We start from the raw sequence: 17,414 nt of genomic DNA on the forward strand, positions 1-17,414 counted from the left end.
ATAAGTAAAATATTATATACTAATAACAATTAAACTATTATTAAACTGTTTAAATTAAATATTTGCATGTTTTTTATTTAATAAAATAGGGATAGTATGAGAAAATCCAGATTAAGTTTGTTTAAATCTACTTCTATGCTAATTTCTGTTGTTGGAATTATAATGATTATTTCCACAATTGTTGTAGTTGCATATGTTGGATTTAGCATGGTTTCATCAGGAATTACTAATGAAATTTCTTCAGGTAATCAGTATGATGAACTTGCTCAATTAAAATCTTCATATAGTGATTTGGAATCGCAATTTAACAGTGTAAAATCATTATATTATGATAATGGTGATGCATCACAAATTCAAAAATATAATGATGCAAAATTAGAATTGACAAGAGCAGATTCAGCTATTCAAAACGTTCAAAGTGCTCTTGATTCTGGTAAATCATCAAATGAAGTAGATAGTAGAATAGATTTCGCTAAAGAAAAATTACAAAATGCTACTGTAGCATATAATAATCTTTAATCTTTATTTTTTTTATTTTTTCTAGGTTTAAACCCTAATCCTACAACATACATTTCAGAACTTTTTTTACGGGAAGATGGTGGTTTTGTTGTTTTAACTTGCCTGTATTTCTTTTTAAGTCGAGTTAACATATCTTTATATTCTGGACCTTGAAATACTTTCATAACTAGATTTCCTTTAGGTTCTAAAATATTATCTGCTATTCCAATAACTGTATTTGTTAAATCAATTGATCTTAATTGATCAATATTTTTAATTCCACAAAGTGATGGTGATGCATCAGAAATTACTATTTTAGCTTTACCACCAATTAAATTCATAACTTTTTCTTGGATTTCGGTTGTTGTAAAATCTCCTCTAATTCCATAGAAATTTTCTTCAGGAAATGGTTTTATTCTGTTTAAATCCACTCCAATTACAAGACCTTCTTCTCCAACTTTTTCTAAAGCAACTTGTGACCAGCCACCAGGAGCAGCTCCAAGGTCAACAACAGTATCTCCTTCTTTGATAAGTTTAAATTTTTTATCTAATTGTTTGATTTTGTAAGATGCTCGTGAACGATATTCTTCTTTTTTAGCTTTTTTATAATATGGATCATGTTTTTTTTCCATTTGCCAACGACTACCCATTTTTCATTCTCCTTTAAATTTATTTAAATCTAGTGCACTACATATAGGATTTCCAATTTTAACAACTTCTACATCAACATCCTTATTATTAATTTCAAGTAACATCACAGTTCTGTCTGCAAGTCTTGGAACAACTGGGCTTCCAGGATTTAATAATAGAACATCTTCGATTTGTTCGATTTGTGGTTGATGAGAATGACCTGTAATTAAAATGTCAACATCTAATTGTTTTGCTAGATAAAGTAATTGTTGAGTGTCTGCTCTAGGATATACTTCTCCATGTGCAATTCCAATTTTCAATCCTTCAATTTCGATAACTTTTGCATTAGGTAATTTTATTCCAGCAACTCTATCCATATTTCCTTGAATGGCTATAGTTGGAGCTATTTTTTCTAATTCATCAATAACTTCTAGTGATGTTAAATCTCCAGCATGCAATATTAAATCAACATCCTTAAAAGTATCTATTACCTTTTTTGGAATTTGTTTAGCTCTATCTGGAATATGTGTGTCTGATATTAATCCTATTAGCATAAAGTTCATCCCATAATTTAAAAATTATTATTTTATTATTTTATTGCTTATCCTTTTTAATCTTTGTTTTTAACTTTTAATTGATTTTTTGTTAATTATTTGTTTTAATATAATTTATTTTGTTCATTTTTTTTTAAAAAAACAAAAAGAGTTATAATCTACTAATTACATATTATTATACATCACTTTTGAGGAGATATGAAAAATGGGCGAAGTTAAGTCTGAATATATTTTTAAAATATTGGATAAATATGATAAAAATAATATAACAATAGCTACTCTTGGAAGCCATACTTCATTGCATATTTTACAAGGTGCAAAAGAAGAAGGTTTTAGAACAGCTATTGTTTGTGAAAAAGGAAGAGAAGTACCATATAAACGTTTTGGGGTTGCAGATGAATATATTATCGTTGATAAATTTAAGGATATTGTAAATGATGATGTTCAACAAAAACTTAGAGATATGAATGCAATAGTTGTTCCTCATGGTTCCTTTGTTGCTTATGCAGGTCTTGAAAATGTTGAAGATAAATTTAATGTGCCTATGTTTGGAAATAGGGATATTTTAAGATGGGAAGCAGAAAGAGATAAGGAAAGAACCCTTCTTGTTGAAGGTGGAGTAAGAATACCTTATAAATATGATGATCCTTCAGAAATTGACCGTCCAGTAATGGTTAAATTTCCAGGTGCGAGAGGTGGGAGAGGCTATTTTGTAGCATCATCCCCTGAGGAATTCAATAAAAAAATAGATGCCATGAAAGCACGTGGATGGTTGGAAGATGAAGATGTAGCTAATGCACACATTGAAGAATATGTTTCAGGTTGTAATTATTGTATACATTATTTTTACTCTGCTTTAGAAGATAAAGTTGAATTATTAGGGATGGATACTAGATATGAATCAAGTATTGATGGTTTTGTAAGAATGCCTGCAAAAGATCAATTAGACATTGATTTAAGTCCGTCTTATGTTGTTACTGGTAATCATCCTGCAGTTATTAGGGAGTCTTTACTTCCTCAAGTATTCGAAATGGCTGATAAATTAGTGGATAGTGCTAAAAAACTTGTTGCTCCTGGATTAAATGGTCCATTTTGTATGCAAACATTAGTGAACGATAATTTAGAAGTAATCTGTTTTGAAATAAGTGCTAGAGTTGATGGTGGAACTAATGCTTTCATGGGAGGTTCACCTTACAGTTATTTGACTTATGGAGAACCTATGAGTATGGGTAGAAGAATTGCACTTGAAATTAAACATGCAATTGAAAAAGAAGAATTGGAAAAAGTAATAACTTAAAGTTATTTTTTTCCTTTATTTTTTTTAGCTTTAGTTTTATTTTTACCTATTTTTGCTTGTTGTTCTTTTAAAGCAATAGCTTTTTGTCTATTTTTATAAGTATATGCTCCAACAAATCCAACTAATGCACCAACAATGAGAACTACAATAAGTGTAATAATCATAGTTATTTCTGGGCTAATGGAACTTTCTGAAAGAGGTCCGAAAACACCATATTCTGCAAGTACAAATAATGGTGTTGAAGATATGGCGCCTAAAATAGCTCCATAAATCATATTTTTAGATTTATATCCTACATAAAGCAAACCAATAGCTGCAAAAGCATATAACCAATCTAATTGGTATTGTGCTGAGATAATGCAGATAAATGCAGTAAATGCAGTCCCAATTATAAATGATTTCCAGTCAATTAAATTTTTAAAATCCATATTTTTTTCTCCTTATTTTTTAGATGCAATTATTCCTCCGATACCACCTGCAATGCCCATGACTATTGCATAATAGATTAAGTATCCTAAAACTATGAATACGGTTGTAATTCCAGATAATGTAAATCCGACTATGCCTCCAAAAATTCCGAATAATGCTCCACCAAAAGTAGTTGCTATGATAAATAATATTGCAGTAACTATGGTTCCGAATGCACCTGCTACTGCAGCATTCCATATTCCACTCATTGGCCCATCATTACATAGATAACCTACTATAAATCCAACAATAAGTAATCCTATGAATTCATAATGTGCAAAAAAGGATTTTACTATTACTGCTAAAATAAAACCAAGAAATACTGGTCCCCATTTAGTCATTTTTATCACCTATTTTTAATTTTGTTTTCAAAGTTATTTATTTTTTCTTTAGGGTTTTCTATGTCTTCTTTTGTTAAGTACATAGTGGCTATTGGATTTTTATTGGTAATTTTGGATATCTTGTTTAATGTTTTAGTATATCCACTACCGCCACAGGTACAAAAACTAGCTAAATTTTTAATTTTGTCGTTGTATTTTTTTAAGTAACTGTATATTGGTGTTGCCATAGTGGAGGCCCAAACTGGAGTTCCAATTATGACTAAATCATAATCTTCAGGGTTTTTTGTTGGTTTATTTATTTCACAAACTCTATTTGCACTTGCATCAAATCCTCCTTTTATATATCCAATTACTCCATGATATTTTTCTCCTGAGGTTATTTCTTCAATATCACAGTTTAAATCTTTTTGAATAGTTTTAGCTATTTTTTCAGTAATTTGTGTTCTTGAATAGTATATGATTAATGTTTTCATTTTACCACACTTCTATAAATTGCTTTCTTTTAATTTATCTTTTATTTGTTCTAAAATGGCTTTATGCATTCTTTTTGTAAATTCTGCTTTATCGTTTTGATTTAATACATCCAAATATCCTTGTGAAACTAGATTAAATGCAAATGGTGTTGGGATAACTGTGTTTATGGTTTTAATTTCCATTTCATCATTAGCTATCCATTCAATAACTTTAAGTGCATTGTTAACATCCATATAATCTTCTAATGCTTCTCGTCTAGCTTCTTTAAGAATGGAAAAATCATTATCCATTTCTTGAACAAATTTAAGCAATATTTTTCCTCTTACTTGTTGCCTGCCAACTGATTTTGATTCTCCTTTGTAACGTCTAAGAGTCATTAGAGATCTGCCTGCACAGTGTCTAAATCTACTGGCTAATGTTTCAGTTTTGTTTAATGATTGGATTAATATATTTTTAAAGTTTTGGGGTGTTAACTGTTTAAATGCTTCTAAACCTCCAAGTTTCCCATCTGAACTTAAATAAAATCCATTATCTGAGATGGATATTGTTACATTTGTATTGTACTGTTTTGCAACAATATATGCTACTGCTCTGGAAAGTGCATCATTTACTTTTCTTCCAAATAAACTATGGAATATTACAAAGCGCCTATCACCAAATCCTTTATAATATTCAATTAATAATCTTTGATTACTTGGTATTTTAGCATATGTATATTGTTCTACAAAATATTCATAAATTGAATTAGCTGCAAAATCATCTACATATAAATAATCATAGATAAACTCCATGATTTCTTTTTTATTTTTACCATATCTAAATTTAGTATCTATGTGTGCTCTAAATCTTTGAATATCCATAGCCAAATCAAAAGATAATGGTAATTGTTGTGAAAACCAGGAAGGTATTGTTGGAGGTCCGTTAGCTGGTGAAACATTTATTGTCATTCCTTTCCCGTAATTAAAACGGTATGTTCTTCCACCTAAAACAAATGTGTCTCCTTTTTTTAATCTTTCCATAAAGTTTTCTTCTATTTTCCCAACGGTTTCTCCATCACATTTAACTAAAACTCCTGAACTATCTGGAATTGTTCCAATATTTGTTGAATATAAAACTCTAGCTAATTTTCCTCTTTTACCAAAAGTATTCTCTTTATAATCAATCCAAATTTTAGCATAAACATATCTTTCTTCAAGTTCACTGTATTCTCCAGCCATATAACTTAAAACATCTTCATAATCGTCTCTAGTTAGGTCTTTATAACAATAACTTTTTTTAATCACGTCATATGCATAATCAATATCCCAGGGGTTTTCAATACTCATTCCATAAATATGTTGGGCTAAAACATCTAAACAATTTTTAGGAATTTTAATTTTATCAATTTTGCCTTCTTTAGCATCTTTTAATAGAACAGAACATTCTACTAAGTCGTCACGATTTGTTACAATAAGTCTTCCTTTGGATTTTTCATTTAATTTGTGCCCACTTCTTCCAATTCTTTGAAGAGCTCTTGAAACAGATTTTGGAGAATTAATAAGAACTACTAAATCAACATATCCAATATCTATTCCTAATTCTAAAGATGTTGATGAAATTACAACTTTAAGTTTACCTTCTTTTAGTTTATTTTCAGTTTCTAAACGAACTTCTTTTGAAAGTGAAGAGTGATGGGCCATTATATTAGAATCATTGTAATTTTTTGGAAACATTTTTTTAAGATTGTAAACGAAACGTTCAGTTCCACTTCTAGTATTTGTAAAAACTAATGTTGTTTTATGTTCCTGTATTAAATCATCTAATAAGTTATAGGTTCCAAGACGTGTGTCTTCGCTATCAGCGATCATTATGTCACTCACTGGACAAAGTACCTTCATATCCAAGTCTTTAAGATAATTTATAGCGACAATTTTACAATTTCTTTCAACTCCGTACTCATAGCCTACAAGAAATTTAGCTACTTCATTAAGCGGACTAACAGTAGCTGAAAGACCAATTCTTGTATATTGTCCAATTAAATGTTGTAAACGTTCAAGAGATAAGCTTAAATGAACACCACGTTTATTTTCTGCTAATGAATGTATTTCATCAATTATAACATATTTTACATTACTTAATTTTTCTCTAAACTTTGGAGCTACAAGTAAGATAGATAATGTCTCGGGAGTTGTAATTAAAATGTGGGGTGGTTTTTTAAGCATTTTTTGTCTTTGATATTGTGTTGTATCTCCAGTTCTAACAGCTTTTTTAATTCCTAAATCTTTACCAGCTATTTTTTCAATACCTTTAAGAGGTTCTTCTAGATTTTTTTCAATATCATTATCTAAAGCTTTTAATGGTGAAATGTAGATACAATAAACTTTATCTTCCAGTTTATCTTTTTGAGAAAGTGTAGTTAACTCACTAAGGATTGATAAAAAAGCAGTTAATGTTTTTCCAGATCCTGTTGGTGATGAAACTAAAATATTATTCATTTTATGAATTTCAACAATTGATTTTTTTTGAGCTGGTGTGAAATCTTCGAATGTTTCATCAAACCATTGTCTAACCCAGGGATGTAATGTTTTATATATTTGTTTTTTTGAATAACTTTTTGTTTGCTCAGTTATCATGTTTACCCAACTTTTTATCTTAAAGATTATATATTTACTAAGACTAATTTATTATTAATATGATTTTTAAACTTTTAGGAGATGTAAAATGTCTGATTTAATTTTGAAAGAAGCTATTAATAATCTCTCAAGTGATGATGTAAATATAAGAAAAGATGCTATAACTGCTTTAATTGGGGTAAGTGATACTGAAGCTATTGATCCATTGATTGAAGCAACTACTGATGAAAATGCACAAATAAGATTTAAAGCAGCTGAAATTTTGGGAAATATGGGTGAAGTTGCTAGGGATAAATTGATTGAAAGATTTGAGAGTGAAACAGGCAAAAATAAACGTTTTTTAACATTTGCTCTTAAAGAAACTAAAGATGAAAAAGTCATTCCTTATTTTGCAAGTGCTGTTGAGGATGATGATTTTGGAGTAAGAAAAACAGCTATTAGAGCTTTAGGAGAACTTCAAGCTCATGATGAATTGTATACAATTGCTAAAGGTCTTGAAGATGAAGATTGGGGTGTTCGTTTAGCTACTATTTATGCTTTAGGTGATTTGGCTTCTGATGAATCTATTGATTTAATTAAGGATGCAAGACGTAAAGAAAAAGATAAAAATTTTAAAAAATCATGTAATAAAGCTCTTAAGAAAGCTGAAAAAGCTAAAAAAGCAAAAGCATCAGGTCAAACATTATCAAAAGTAAAACCAATGAGTACAATTAAGGAAATGGAAAAAACCAATGTTCAAAAAGCTATTAAGGAATATGAGCAATATGTAACTGAGGAACAACCAAAAGATGCTCCTTATAAAAGATTGTGTATTCTTTATAGAAAAAACAATGATTTAGAAAATGAAATTAGAATTTTAAATAAAGCTATTGAGGTTTTATCTAAGAAAAAACCAGGAAAAGAAGATTGGTTTGAGAAAAGATTAGCTAAATTAAATTAATTTTATATAAATCATTTCTTTTATTTTTTAAAAGAGGAAGTTCTTCTCTTATTTTTTTTATTTCATTTAAATCTATTTCAACTATTTTCATATTTTCTTTTTCATCTAATTGAGTAATTATTTCTCCCCATGGGTTTGTAATAATTGAATGAGCATAACTGTGATAGTTGGCATCTTTATTTAATGCCGGTGCAACTCCAACACAATAAACTTGGTTATCTAAAGCTCTAGATTTAAATGTAAGTTCCCAATGGGCAGGACCTGTAGTCATATTGAATGCTCCTGGATAAAATAATATTTGCGCTCCTTGTTCTGCCATTATCCTAGCTAATTCTGGAAAACGAATATCATAACAAATTCCAATACCTATTTTTCCAAAGTCTGTTTTAGCTATTGTAACTTTATTACCTGAACTTAAGGTGTCTGATTCTTTAAAATAGATTTTTCCTTTTACATCAATATCAAATAAATGCATTTTTCTATGTTTTGCAATTATATTTCCAGTTTTATCAAATAAATAACTAGTATTGAATATTTTCAAGTCTTCTTTTTCAGGAATTGATCCTGCTAAAATGTAAATATTGTTTTCATTAGCTAATTTAGCTATTTTGGATAGTGTAAAACTATTTGTTTCTTCTTCACAGTATTCTATGAATTTTTCATTGGAATAAGGGCAATTAAACATTTCTGGAAGTACAATAAAATCAGCACCTTGTTGTGCTGCTTTTAAAATCATTGTTGTAGCATTTTCAATATTTTTCTGTTTATTGTCAACTACATTGGTCTGGCATAGTGCAATTTTAATTTTCATAATAAACACTTAAAAAATAGAAAAAAGTATGAGAAAAATTCATACTTATGCAATATCTGCAGTTTCAAGAACAGCATTGATGTCACTGGAATTAACAGCATTTAATGACCCTGCGGTTATTTTAAATACATATAATTCTCCATTACTAAACATAGATACATATCGGGTGTAATTTCCATTTGATTGTTCTAAAATCACATCTGAAGCATTTCTGCCATCTAATGTTATTGTTTGAACGGTATCTATATAATCGCCTGTTTCTTGAGCATGACTAATTCTGTCTTGAGTTATATCTTTTAATGATGTGGAATCATTAGAAACATTATAATATTGTATGGTTGTATTATTTTCATTTTTAAAGAAAACTGACCCTTCATGATCGCTGTCAGTTCCATTTACTTCCTTCCAATTACTTGGGTGACTAAATGAAAATCCTGCTTCAGAAAATTTGACCATTTCACCATTTTGCGTATTTTGGTTGTTATTATTTGGTCCTGTAATGATAATTCCACAGATAACGATTATTGTAATAAGTATAATTGCTCCGATAAGGATTCTATTTTCTTTTATGATTTCAATTGTACTTTCTTCGTCGCTAAACTGTTTTTTCTTTTTTTCAGGAGCTTTATCAAATATTTCTTTTTTAGGAGCTGAGGGTTTTATTTTTGGAAATTTATATCCACAGTTCCCACATGCAGGTGCACCATCGTAACTAGGATTTCCACATTCGGGACATTTTTTCACAGCTTGACCTCCATTAAATTTAATTTTTATTTATTATAATATTTAAAACTAAATGTTTTTTAAATGATGATGGATAAATATTAAATGGTGTGATAGTATGGCAGAACCTGAAATTATAAAATTTGATAATATAAATTATGCAATTTATAAAGTTGGCACATGGAAAAATCATTATGAAATAAACCAAATTGGTTTGTCTAGAGAAGTTCCAGTTACTAATGCTACTGTTCATCATATTAAGTTAAGTATGGATGAAATTAGAAAATCTGAATTTGATATTGGTAATAAAACTGTAAATGGTTTTGTAGCTATTGCTTTACAGTTAAATCCTAAAGTTCAGGAAATGGATTTGGAAGACGTTGTTGCATTAGAACAAAAAGAATATGAAAACATTCTTGAAGAATTGGATAATTTAGAATTATTAAGTGATGATGGTTCTATTAGTTTGGATAATGAAGATTATCTTATTTTTAAATTAGAAAAAGAATGTCATGTAACAAATTCAATTCCTGCTAATTTACATACTAAAAAATATTATGTTGATGAATTAAAAAGAATTGAAAAATCTTTAAGTTAAAAAGCATCGAGAGTTACTTTTTTATCTCTTTTTAATTCTTTTGGAGGGTCTACTGCTATAAATTCAATGTTTTCTTGTTCTATTAATTCTTTAGCATCTTCTTTAAGTGATGGTGCTACAAGTAAACCGCGAATTTTCTTTTTTTGAACAAGACATTCTTTTAGATAATCATTGTCATTATCTTCAAAATCATCCAAATATCTTTTTAATTGTTTAACTGCACTTACTCCAGCTTTTCGTGCTTTCAATTCCAAAATCATTAAATTATTATCTTTATCTTTTCCTAAAATATCTATAAATCCATGTTCGACACTATATTCTCTTGCTGTTGGTTTAAATCCTTCTTCAATCATATGAGGTTTTTCCATAATCATGTCGCCCATGTCTTTTTCATAACCTGCTTGTTCAAGCTCTTCAAAGTCCTCTATATTGGCATAGGTTATGTATTGTATTTTTTTAATTTTCACGGTTAATAATTCTTTAGGTGTTCTTCTGTGACTTTCTAAAATCAAGTTATTGTCTTGAAGATAACTTCTAGTTCTTGATTTTGGAGGTTGCCAGTTTACAGGTTCTACTTTTTTTTCTTGATGTATTAAAAAGGATCCGTCAGGTTTTATTAAGATTATACGCTCTCCCCAATTTAGTTCACTCAATGCCCTTCCTTCATAATTGACTTTACAACATGCATATATTGTAATTGTAGCTTTTTTTCGTAATGCCTCATTTATTAAATCATATGCATCTTCACTAGTTGGGGTTTCTAATATTTTATATTTCATTAAAATAAGATTACTGTAGTTTAGTTTAAATATTTTATTGTGGAAAATATTTATCATGGATTTGGATGATTATTTTATTTCAAAACGTGAAGAATATATCATGGATTCATTTGAATTTCAAAATGGTGAAGTTTTAAATGATGTTGTAGTGGAATATATGACGTTTGGAACTCCTAAATATGATGAAAATGGCATTATTAATAATGCAATCATATATTGTCATGGTTCTTTAGGAAATTATGCTTCAGTTAATAAATTATGTCCTTTAACATATGCTGGAGGACCTTTTGATAAGAATGAATTCTTTATTATTTCGCTTTCTGAATTAGGTGCTCCAGGGTCTTGTAGCCCATCTACAACTAAATTAAATAATTCGTTTCCAAGATATACTGTTGAAGATATGGTTAATTTTCAAAATAAATTTTTAAAAGATAAATTTGACATATTTCATGTTAAAGGGATTATTGGAAATTCAATGGGTGGATTTGTAGCATTAATGTGTGCGACACTCTATCCGGAGTATGCTGACTTTATTATTTCTGGTGTAAGTGGATGTAAAGTAGCAGGACGCAATTATATTTTATCTAAACTTGTTGATGAAATTATTGTAACTGATGAAGATTATAATTCTGGAAAAAATACTAAATCTTTATTGAGAACATTAAGATTAGCTACTCAAGCAGTTTATAGTTTTGGTATTTCAAAAGAAGCACTTCATAAAATTCCAAACAATCAGTTAGATGTAGAATTTGATGAATTTGGTGATGAAGGTTTGTTTGATAATATTTTTGATGTTAAATATTGTAATGATGCAACTTTAGATTATGATATTGAAGATAAATTGGATAAAATTAAATCTAAGGTTTTGATAGTTGGTATAAATCAGGATCAATATTTTCCTCCAAATTTAGATGCAATTCCTATGCATAGTTTAATTAAAGATTCTGAATTAATTATTTATGATTCTGATTTAGGTCATATTGGATTTAGGGAACTTGATAAAATTGAAAATGAATTAATTGAATTTATGAATCAGTTCAGGTGATTAGCTATGGACGTTAATATTTTAGATTATGGTCTAAATGATAAACAAGGTTTTATTATTTATAAAATATCTGGATTGTCTCAAAAGCAATTAAATTTCATTGATAATAATCTTGAAGATGAAACACATGTTGAAGATGGAGAATTAATATTAAAAACACTTTTTGAAAAAGAATTTTTCCCATTTAAAAGCAATGAATCTAAGATTAAAAATGATGATTTTATTTTAAGAGAAGAATTAGAAATGAATTTATTTTTATCTAGTTTTCTTGAAGATATGGTGTAAAAAAAAGATTTTAAGTAGCTAGTTTTTATCTAGCTATTTTGATACTTTTAACATGTGTTGTGTAGCTTTTAATGATTTTTCAGCTACTTCTTGTGGTACTGTTACTTGAGGTGCTTCATTTTTAAGCGCATCTCTTACTTTTTCTAATGTATGTAATTTCATAGTGTTACAAATAGCTCCTTCAAGTAATGGATATAATTTTTTACCAGGAATTTCACTTTCGAGCCTTGTAATCATGTCAACTTCAGTACCAATTACAAATTCTTCTTTATCACTTTGTGCAATATATTTTAACATTCCGCCAGTTGAAAGAACTTTATCACATGCTTCTTGAACATCCATATTACATTCAGGGTGACAAAGAATCTCAGCATTAGGATATTCTTTTCTTTTTAATTCAATATCTTCTACGTGGAATAATTTATGAACATAACAGTGTCCGCCTTTTGGAACAGGAATGATTTCTTTGGAAATTTGTTTAGCCACATGGTTTCCTAAATTATTATCTGGTCCAAAGAGTATTTTATCTTGAGGTAAACTTTGAGCAACTTTCAATGCATTAGCTGAAGTACATAATGTATCTGCATGTTGTTTAGCTTCCGCAATACTATTCACATAAAGAATTACTCCAGCATCAGGATGTTCTTCTTTTGCTTTCAATAATTCTTCTTCGGGTAACATATGTGCCATAGGACATTCTGCTTCTAAATCAGGGATTATGATTTTTTTATCTGGATTTAAAATATATGCAGTTTCAGCCATGAAGTCTACTCCACAAAAGATAACTAAATCTTTATCTTCTATTTCAGTAGCTTTCATACATAATTCTAATGAATCTCCAAGGAAATCAGCTATTTCTTGAATTTCTTTTGGTTGATAATTATGTGCAAGAATTATTGCATTTTTTTCTTCTTTTAATTGTTTAATTTCATCTTGTAAAGACTCATTCATCATTCTCACCTATTAACATATTTTCTAACTTCATTAGTAATAATTAATTTATATTCTTCTTTTTTATTAAAGTCTTTTATCCAAAAAGATATTTTCAATGTTGTTTCTTCAAAAGTTATGCCTTTTGAAAATATTTTAGCTTTGGGATTTTTAAGTACTCCTTCTTGTTTGTTTATAAAATTTAAAATATGGTTTTTAAAATCTTCTATATCTATATCAAGTCCGATTCCAACAATTAAATCTATTCTATATCTTTCTTTTTGATTGTATTGTAGATATGTGTTATTAGTTAATGTAGAATTTGGAATATTGCTTAATACTCCATTATCATCTTTTATAGTTGTTGATCGAAGACGTATTATTTCTACTGTTCCTTTCATTTCTTTGATTTCAAGTGTATCTCCAACTTTAACACTTCTACCCATTATTAATAATATTCCAGAAAAGAAATTAGAAATGAGGTCTTTAGCAGCAAAACTCACGGCAATACCTACAATTCCTAAACTTAATAATGTTCCAGCTAGATTTATATCAAATATTTGTAATATTTCCATTAATGCTATGAAATAGATGATGTAATTTATAATATCTCTAACTAGATAAATTAAAGTAATATCTTTTTTGAATCTTTTTATTTTGTTCATTAAATACGCTACAAGCCTTACTATAATGCTTGTTAGAAATATAACTACCAAAATAAAGATTATTTTTGAAATTGGGTCTTCAAATATACTTAAAATATTCATATTATGCACTTAAAATTTCTATTGTCATTAAATCAGTTGCAATTTCAACATTTTTAAAAACTTCTTTAGCTTCTTTTAATAACTGATCACTATCAGTATATCTTGGGCTAATGTGGGTTAATATTAATTTTTTACTATTTGAGTATTTAGCTATTGTAGCTGCTTCTTGTGATGTTGAATGGAAATTTTCTACAGCTTTATCCTGGTCTTCAGACATGTAGGTTGATTCATGAATCAATAAATCACTATCTTTTGCAAATTCAATCATTTCTTCACAAGGACGAGAATCTCCGGAATAAGTAATTTTAACACCTTTTCTAGGCTTTCCAAGAACTTGGTTTGGTTGTATAATTCGACCATTCACTTCAATTTCTTGATTGTTATGTAATTTTCCGAAAAGAGGTCCTTCTGGAACACCAAGTTCAATAGCTTTTTCTCTTAAAAATCTTGGTTTTTTCTTTTCTTCTATGGAATATGCAAGATTAGTTACATTATGTTTGACTTTTTGAGATTTAATAATATATTCTTCAGTTTCAACAATTGTTCCATTTTCAATTTCTATAAACTCTATGGGAAAGTCAATTTTACAAAATCCTAAGGAATAAATTGCATTTTTAACATTTTCAAGACCTTTAGGACCATATATCTTTAAAGGTTTTTCTCTTCCTCTAAAATTTAAAGATTGTAATAATCCAGGAAGACCTAATATATGGTCTCCATGGTAATGACTAATAAAAATTTTAGATATTTTCATGGGACTTATTTTAGCATAAATTAATTGTTTTTGTATTGATTCTCCACAGTCAAACAACATAACTTCACCAAAAGCTTTTAAAATTATCCCTGGATGATTCCTAGTATATGTATGGACTGCTGAAGAAGTTCCTAAAAATGTAATTTCCATTTAATCACTTATTATATATTATAATAAAAATATATATCAACATATAATTTAAAATTTTGGTGATTTTTTGGATAAAATAATTGAGTACATGATTAGTGAAGATGAAAGTTTTGGAGATATTACTTCTGAAGCAGTCGTTGATGAAAATAAAATTGTAACTGCTCATATTATTTCTAAAGATGAGGGTATTTTAGCAGGTATTAATATTGCTAAAGAAATATTTGAGTCCAGGGGAATTCAAGTACTTTTTAACTTAAAAGATGGGAATAAAATAGTTAAAAAGGATTTATTATTAAGCTTAAAAGGTGATGCAAGAACAATATTGTTGCTTGAGAGATCAGTATTAAATTTACTTATGAGAATGAGTGGTGTAGCTACTAGTGCTAATTATCATGTTAATTTAGTAAAGGATTATGATGTGATAATTGCAGGAACTCGTAAAACATTGCCGGCTATTGGAAAATATGATAAACAGGCATTAAGAATTGGTGGTGCTGATACTCATAGATTTTCTCTTGATGATATGGTTCTAATTAAGGATAATCATATTGCTAGTGTTGGAACTCCTGTTGAAGCACTTTTAAAAGCTAAGAAAAATGTTAGTTTTTCTAAAAAAATTGAAATTGAAGTAGAATCTTTGGAAGATGCTGTAGAGTGTGTCAAAAATAAAGCAGATATTGTGATGTTGGATAACATGGGTCCGGAAGATGTTCAAAAAGTGTTAAATGAATTAATTAAATTAGATATTCGTGATAATTCATTAATTGAAGTTTCTGGAGGAATAACTGATGAAAACATTGTAGATTATGCTAAATTAGGTGTTGATATAATTTCTTTAGGAGCATTAACACATTCAAGTAGAAGTTTAAATTTTTCTTTAAAACTAATTGGGGATTAAAACGTGTCTGTTGTAAATGAATTTAATCAAAAAGCTGGCGAATATGATGATGAAAGAAGAGCATTAATCCCATGTTTTGATGATTTTTATGGGATTGCTATTGATTGTATAGATTTTGAAGGTGATAATCCAAAAGTTTTAGATTTAGGTGCTGGAACTGGAATTTTATCTCAATTTTTACTTAATAAATATCCAAATGCAGAAATTACTCTTATAGATTTAGCAGATAAAATGTTAAATGAAGCCAAAAAACGTTTTGAAGGTAATGATAATGTTTATTTTGTTTGTGATGATTATTTAAATCATGAATTTGATACAAAATTTGACATTGTTATTTCATCACTTTCTATTCATCATTTAACTGGTGATGATAAAAAATTATTAATTGAAAAATATGTTGATTTATTAAATGATGGTGGGAATTTTGTTAATGCTGATCAAGTTTTAAATCCTTTTCCTGAAGTTGAGGAATATTTTAAAGTTAAATTAGATGAACACAAGGGAGATATTAGTGATGAAGCTTATGAGGAAGCTAAACTTAGAAGGACTTATGATAAACCGAGTTCTGTCGATTTTCAAGTAGATTGTTTAAAAAATGCAGGATGTCAATATATTGGAATTCCTTATAAGTATTATATGTTTGCAGTTTTTTGGGCTAAGAAATGATAAATTTAATAATATATGAAATTCATAATTATTAAAGATAGATGATTATTATTTTTTTATAATGGTGGTTTAATGGTAAAAATGGCTAAATTGGCTTTGGAAGATGGTACAGTTTTAAAAGGTGATGGTTTCGGTTATGAAACTACTAATGTGGGAGAACTTGTTTTTTCAACTGGTATGGTTGGTTACACTGAATCTTTAACTGATCCATCTTTTAAAGGAGAAATATTAATGTCTACTTATCCTTTAGAAGGAAACTATGGGGTGAGTGAAGACTGGTATCAATCTGACAGAATCCAGGCGGAGGGTTTTGTTGTAAGGGAAGTTTGTAGAGAAGTTTCTAATTTTTCATCACAAAAAACATTAGATGATTTTTTAAATGAATTTGAAACACCGGGGATTAGTGGAATTGACACTCGTGATTTAACTCTAAAAATTCGTGAAGAAGGATCAATGAAAGCAGCTATATCAACTGAAGATATTTCTGATAATGAATTGGTGGAGCTTGCACGTTCTCAACCTAGTATTATTGATATTGATGTAGTACCAATGGTATCTACTAAGGAAATTAAAGTTTTTAATGAAGATGCTAATAAAAAAGTAGCTTTAATTGATTGTGGTGTTAAGAAAAATATTATAAATAATTTCTTAAAACGTGGAATTGGAGTTGTTTTATTCCCATATGATACAGATTATAAATCAATATTGGATTATTCTCCAGATGGGTTAATGATTACTTCAGGTCCTGGAAATCCTGACAGAGTATATGAAACTATTAGTACAGTTCAAAAATTATCTAATAGGTTGCCTATTTTTGGAATATGTATGGGTCAACAGTTAGTAGCTAAGTCTTTTGGAGCTAAGTCTTATAAAATGAAATTTGGACACAGAGGAGCAAATCAACCAGTAAAAGACTTACAAACTGGTAAAGTTTATATCACTTCTCAAAATCATGGATTTACTATTGATAAAGAATCTATTAATGATACAGATTTAGTTTTAACTCAAATAAATCTTAATGATGGAACTCCTGAAGGATTTGCACATAAAGAATTGCCAGTTCGCTGTATTCAATACCATCCTGAAGCAGGACCTGGTCCAAACGACACAAGATATATTTTTGATAAATTTAGTCAAATGATGGATGAATATTAAGATTACCATTTTATAAATAAAATTAATGAGGATTACAAA

Annotated in this window: 21 protein-coding genes; 9 read left to right on the plus strand and 12 right to left on the minus strand. The window is 28.6% G+C overall.

Annotation, left to right across the window (positions count from 1 at the left end):
* Positions 1 to 96: 96 nt before the first annotated feature.
* Complete coding sequence (locus tag Q0984_RS05860; protein ID WP_299524989.1) at positions 97 to 519, plus strand: hypothetical protein; 423 nt, start codon at positions 97 to 99, stop codon at positions 517 to 519.
* Here Q0984_RS05860 and Q0984_RS05865 read toward each other — a convergent pair.
* Both Q0984_RS05865 and Q0984_RS05870 read right to left on the minus strand, forming a co-directional pair.
* On the minus strand, positions 516 to 1,148 hold the full coding sequence (locus tag Q0984_RS05865) for an RlmE family RNA methyltransferase (protein WP_299524992.1): 633 nt from the start codon (positions 1,146 to 1,148) through the stop codon (positions 516 to 518). The two genes, Q0984_RS05860 and Q0984_RS05865, sit on opposite strands and share 4 nt — an antisense overlap.
* Positions 1,149 to 1,151: 3 nt before the next feature.
* A complete protein-coding gene (locus Q0984_RS05870; protein WP_299524995.1) occupies positions 1,152 to 1,691 on the minus strand; it encodes a metallophosphoesterase in 540 nt (179 codons plus the stop codon).
* Positions 1,692 to 1,887: 196 nt separating this feature from the next.
* Here Q0984_RS05870 and Q0984_RS05875 point away from each other — a divergent pair, with 196 nt between their 5' ends.
* A complete protein-coding gene (locus Q0984_RS05875) occupies positions 1,888 to 2,979 on the plus strand; it encodes a formate--phosphoribosylaminoimidazolecarboxamide ligase (protein ID WP_299524998.1) in 1,092 nt (363 codons plus the stop codon).
* Positions 2,980 to 2,981: 2 nt separating this feature from the next.
* Here Q0984_RS05875 and Q0984_RS05880 read toward each other — a convergent pair whose 3' ends face one another.
* Genes Q0984_RS05880 through Q0984_RS05895 form a run of 4 tightly spaced genes read right to left on the minus strand, consistent with a single transcriptional unit; the run spans position 2,982 to position 6,874 of the window.
* Positions 2,982 to 3,407, minus strand: a complete 426-nt coding sequence (locus Q0984_RS05880; protein WP_299525002.1) for a hypothetical protein — start codon at positions 3,405 to 3,407, stop codon at positions 2,982 to 2,984.
* 12 nt (positions 3,408 to 3,419) lie between these two features.
* Positions 3,420 to 3,788: a DUF5518 domain-containing protein gene (locus Q0984_RS05885; protein WP_299525005.1), complete on the minus strand. Its 369-nt coding sequence runs from the start codon at positions 3,786 to 3,788 to the stop codon at positions 3,420 to 3,422.
* Between the two features lie 5 nt (positions 3,789 to 3,793).
* Positions 3,794 to 4,261 (minus strand): flavodoxin, encoded by a 468-nt coding sequence (locus Q0984_RS05890; protein ID WP_299525008.1) that lies wholly within the window; start codon positions 4,259 to 4,261, stop codon positions 3,794 to 3,796.
* 12 nt (positions 4,262 to 4,273) lie between these two features.
* Positions 4,274 to 6,874 (minus strand): ATP-dependent helicase, encoded by a 2,601-nt coding sequence (locus Q0984_RS05895; protein ID WP_299525011.1) that lies wholly within the window; start codon positions 6,872 to 6,874, stop codon positions 4,274 to 4,276.
* Between the two features lie 88 nt (positions 6,875 to 6,962).
* Between Q0984_RS05895 and Q0984_RS05900 the strand changes: the two genes are divergently transcribed.
* Positions 6,963 to 7,814 (plus strand): HEAT repeat domain-containing protein, encoded by an 852-nt coding sequence (locus tag Q0984_RS05900; RefSeq protein WP_299525014.1) that lies wholly within the window; start codon positions 6,963 to 6,965, stop codon positions 7,812 to 7,814.
* On the opposite strand, the gene Q0984_RS05905 is transcribed toward Q0984_RS05900, so the two are convergent.
* Positions 7,801 to 8,625 (minus strand): carbon-nitrogen hydrolase family protein, encoded by an 825-nt coding sequence (locus tag Q0984_RS05905; RefSeq protein ID WP_299525017.1) that lies wholly within the window; start codon positions 8,623 to 8,625, stop codon positions 7,801 to 7,803. The two genes, Q0984_RS05900 and Q0984_RS05905, sit on opposite strands and share 14 nt — an antisense overlap.
* Before the next feature lie 45 nt (positions 8,626 to 8,670).
* The gene (locus Q0984_RS05910) at positions 8,671 to 9,369 is read right to left on the minus strand and encodes a zinc ribbon domain-containing protein (RefSeq protein WP_299525019.1); all 699 of its coding nucleotides are present in this window, start codon (positions 9,367 to 9,369) and stop codon (positions 8,671 to 8,673) included.
* A gap of 97 nt (positions 9,370 to 9,466) precedes the next feature.
* Here Q0984_RS05910 and Q0984_RS05915 point away from each other — a divergent pair, with 97 nt between their 5' ends.
* Entirely contained in the window at positions 9,467 to 9,946 is a 480-nt protein-coding gene (locus tag Q0984_RS05915) for a hypothetical protein (RefSeq protein ID WP_299525021.1), read from the plus strand.
* Here Q0984_RS05915 and nucS read toward each other — a convergent pair.
* Entirely contained in the window at positions 9,943 to 10,725 is a 783-nt protein-coding gene (nucS, locus tag Q0984_RS05920; RefSeq protein WP_299525024.1) for an endonuclease NucS, read from the minus strand. The two genes, Q0984_RS05915 and nucS, sit on opposite strands and share 4 nt — an antisense overlap.
* Positions 10,726 to 10,780: 55 nt before the next feature.
* On the opposite strand from nucS, the gene Q0984_RS05925 reads away from it, so the two are divergent.
* Positions 10,781 to 11,770 (plus strand): alpha/beta fold hydrolase, encoded by a 990-nt coding sequence (locus Q0984_RS05925; protein WP_299525027.1) that lies wholly within the window; start codon positions 10,781 to 10,783, stop codon positions 11,768 to 11,770.
* Positions 11,771 to 11,776: 6 nt separating this feature from the next.
* Complete coding sequence (locus Q0984_RS05930; RefSeq protein WP_299525030.1) at positions 11,777 to 12,055, plus strand: DUF5750 family protein; 279 nt, start codon at positions 11,777 to 11,779, stop codon at positions 12,053 to 12,055.
* A gap of 33 nt (positions 12,056 to 12,088) precedes the next feature.
* Here Q0984_RS05930 and nadA read toward each other — a convergent pair whose 3' ends face one another.
* Genes nadA through rnz form a run of 3 tightly spaced genes read right to left on the minus strand, consistent with a single transcriptional unit; the run spans position 12,089 to position 14,656 of the window.
* Entirely contained in the window at positions 12,089 to 13,006 is a 918-nt protein-coding gene (gene nadA, locus Q0984_RS05935) for a quinolinate synthase NadA (RefSeq protein ID WP_299525033.1), read from the minus strand.
* Between the two features lie 5 nt (positions 13,007 to 13,011).
* Positions 13,012 to 13,752, minus strand: a complete 741-nt coding sequence (locus Q0984_RS05940) for a mechanosensitive ion channel family protein (RefSeq protein ID WP_299525403.1) — start codon at positions 13,750 to 13,752, stop codon at positions 13,012 to 13,014.
* Position 13,753: 1 nt separating this feature from the next.
* Positions 13,754 to 14,656, minus strand: coding sequence for a ribonuclease Z (rnz, locus tag Q0984_RS05945; RefSeq protein WP_299525036.1), 903 nt, complete (start codon positions 14,654 to 14,656; stop codon positions 13,754 to 13,756).
* Between the two features lie 67 nt (positions 14,657 to 14,723).
* Here rnz and nadC point away from each other — a divergent pair, with 67 nt between their 5' ends.
* The 3 genes from nadC to carA all read left to right on the plus strand — a co-directional run bounded on the left by nadC (position 14,724) and on the right by carA (position 17,375).
* Positions 14,724 to 15,554 carry a carboxylating nicotinate-nucleotide diphosphorylase gene (gene nadC, locus Q0984_RS05950; RefSeq protein WP_299525039.1) on the plus strand — a complete coding sequence of 277 codons (831 nt, stop codon included), beginning with the start codon at positions 14,724 to 14,726 and terminating at the stop codon, positions 15,552 to 15,554.
* A gap of 3 nt (positions 15,555 to 15,557) precedes the next feature.
* Entirely contained in the window at positions 15,558 to 16,220 is a 663-nt protein-coding gene (locus tag Q0984_RS05955; protein WP_299525042.1) for a class I SAM-dependent methyltransferase, read from the plus strand.
* Positions 16,221 to 16,292: 72 nt separating this feature from the next.
* Positions 16,293 to 17,375: a glutamine-hydrolyzing carbamoyl-phosphate synthase small subunit gene (carA, locus tag Q0984_RS05960; protein ID WP_299525045.1), complete on the plus strand. Its 1,083-nt coding sequence runs from the start codon at positions 16,293 to 16,295 to the stop codon at positions 17,373 to 17,375.
* The last annotated feature ends 39 nt before the right edge of the window (positions 17,376 to 17,414 follow it).

Source organism: uncultured Methanobrevibacter sp., assembly GCF_934746965.1.
Taxonomy (GTDB): domain Archaea; phylum Methanobacteriota; class Methanobacteria; order Methanobacteriales; family Methanobacteriaceae; genus Methanocatella.

Coding starts and splice junctions, on each gene's coding strand:
- Q0984_RS05890 (WP_299525008.1), bottom strand. CDS start 4,261: ATGAAAACATTAATCATATACTATTCAAGAACACAAATTACTGAAAAA.
- Q0984_RS05900 (WP_299525014.1), top strand. CDS start 6,963: ATGTCTGATTTAATTTTGAAAGAAGCTATTAATAATCTCTCAAGTGAT.
- Q0984_RS05885 (WP_299525005.1), bottom strand. CDS start 3,788: ATGACTAAATGGGGACCAGTATTTCTTGGTTTTATTTTAGCAGTAATA.
- Q0984_RS05880 (WP_299525002.1), bottom strand. CDS start 3,407: ATGGATTTTAAAAATTTAATTGACTGGAAATCATTTATAATTGGGACT.
- Q0984_RS05870 (WP_299524995.1), bottom strand. CDS start 1,691: ATGAACTTTATGCTAATAGGATTAATATCAGACACACATATTCCAGAT.
- Q0984_RS05905 (WP_299525017.1), bottom strand. CDS start 8,625: ATGAAAATTAAAATTGCACTATGCCAGACCAATGTAGTTGACAATAAA.
- carA (WP_299525045.1), top strand. CDS start 16,293: ATGGTAAAAATGGCTAAATTGGCTTTGGAAGATGGTACAGTTTTAAAA.
- Q0984_RS05930 (WP_299525030.1), top strand. CDS start 11,777: ATGGACGTTAATATTTTAGATTATGGTCTAAATGATAAACAAGGTTTT.
- Q0984_RS05875 (WP_299524998.1), top strand. CDS start 1,888: ATGGGCGAAGTTAAGTCTGAATATATTTTTAAAATATTGGATAAATAT.
- Q0984_RS05915 (WP_299525021.1), top strand. CDS start 9,467: ATGGCAGAACCTGAAATTATAAAATTTGATAATATAAATTATGCAATT.
- Q0984_RS05925 (WP_299525027.1), top strand. CDS start 10,781: ATGGATTTGGATGATTATTTTATTTCAAAACGTGAAGAATATATCATG.
- Q0984_RS05860 (WP_299524989.1), top strand. CDS start 97: ATGAGAAAATCCAGATTAAGTTTGTTTAAATCTACTTCTATGCTAATT.
- nadA (WP_299525033.1), bottom strand. CDS start 13,006: ATGAATGAGTCTTTACAAGATGAAATTAAACAATTAAAAGAAGAAAAA.
- nucS (WP_299525024.1), bottom strand. CDS start 10,725: ATGAAATATAAAATATTAGAAACCCCAACTAGTGAAGATGCATATGAT.
- Q0984_RS05865 (WP_299524992.1), bottom strand. CDS start 1,148: ATGGGTAGTCGTTGGCAAATGGAAAAAAAACATGATCCATATTATAAA.
- Q0984_RS05895 (WP_299525011.1), bottom strand. CDS start 6,874: ATGATAACTGAGCAAACAAAAAGTTATTCAAAAAAACAAATATATAAA.
- rnz (WP_299525036.1), bottom strand. CDS start 14,656: ATGGAAATTACATTTTTAGGAACTTCTTCAGCAGTCCATACATATACT.
- Q0984_RS05940 (WP_299525403.1), bottom strand. CDS start 13,752: ATGAATATTTTAAGTATATTTGAAGACCCAATTTCAAAAATAATCTTT.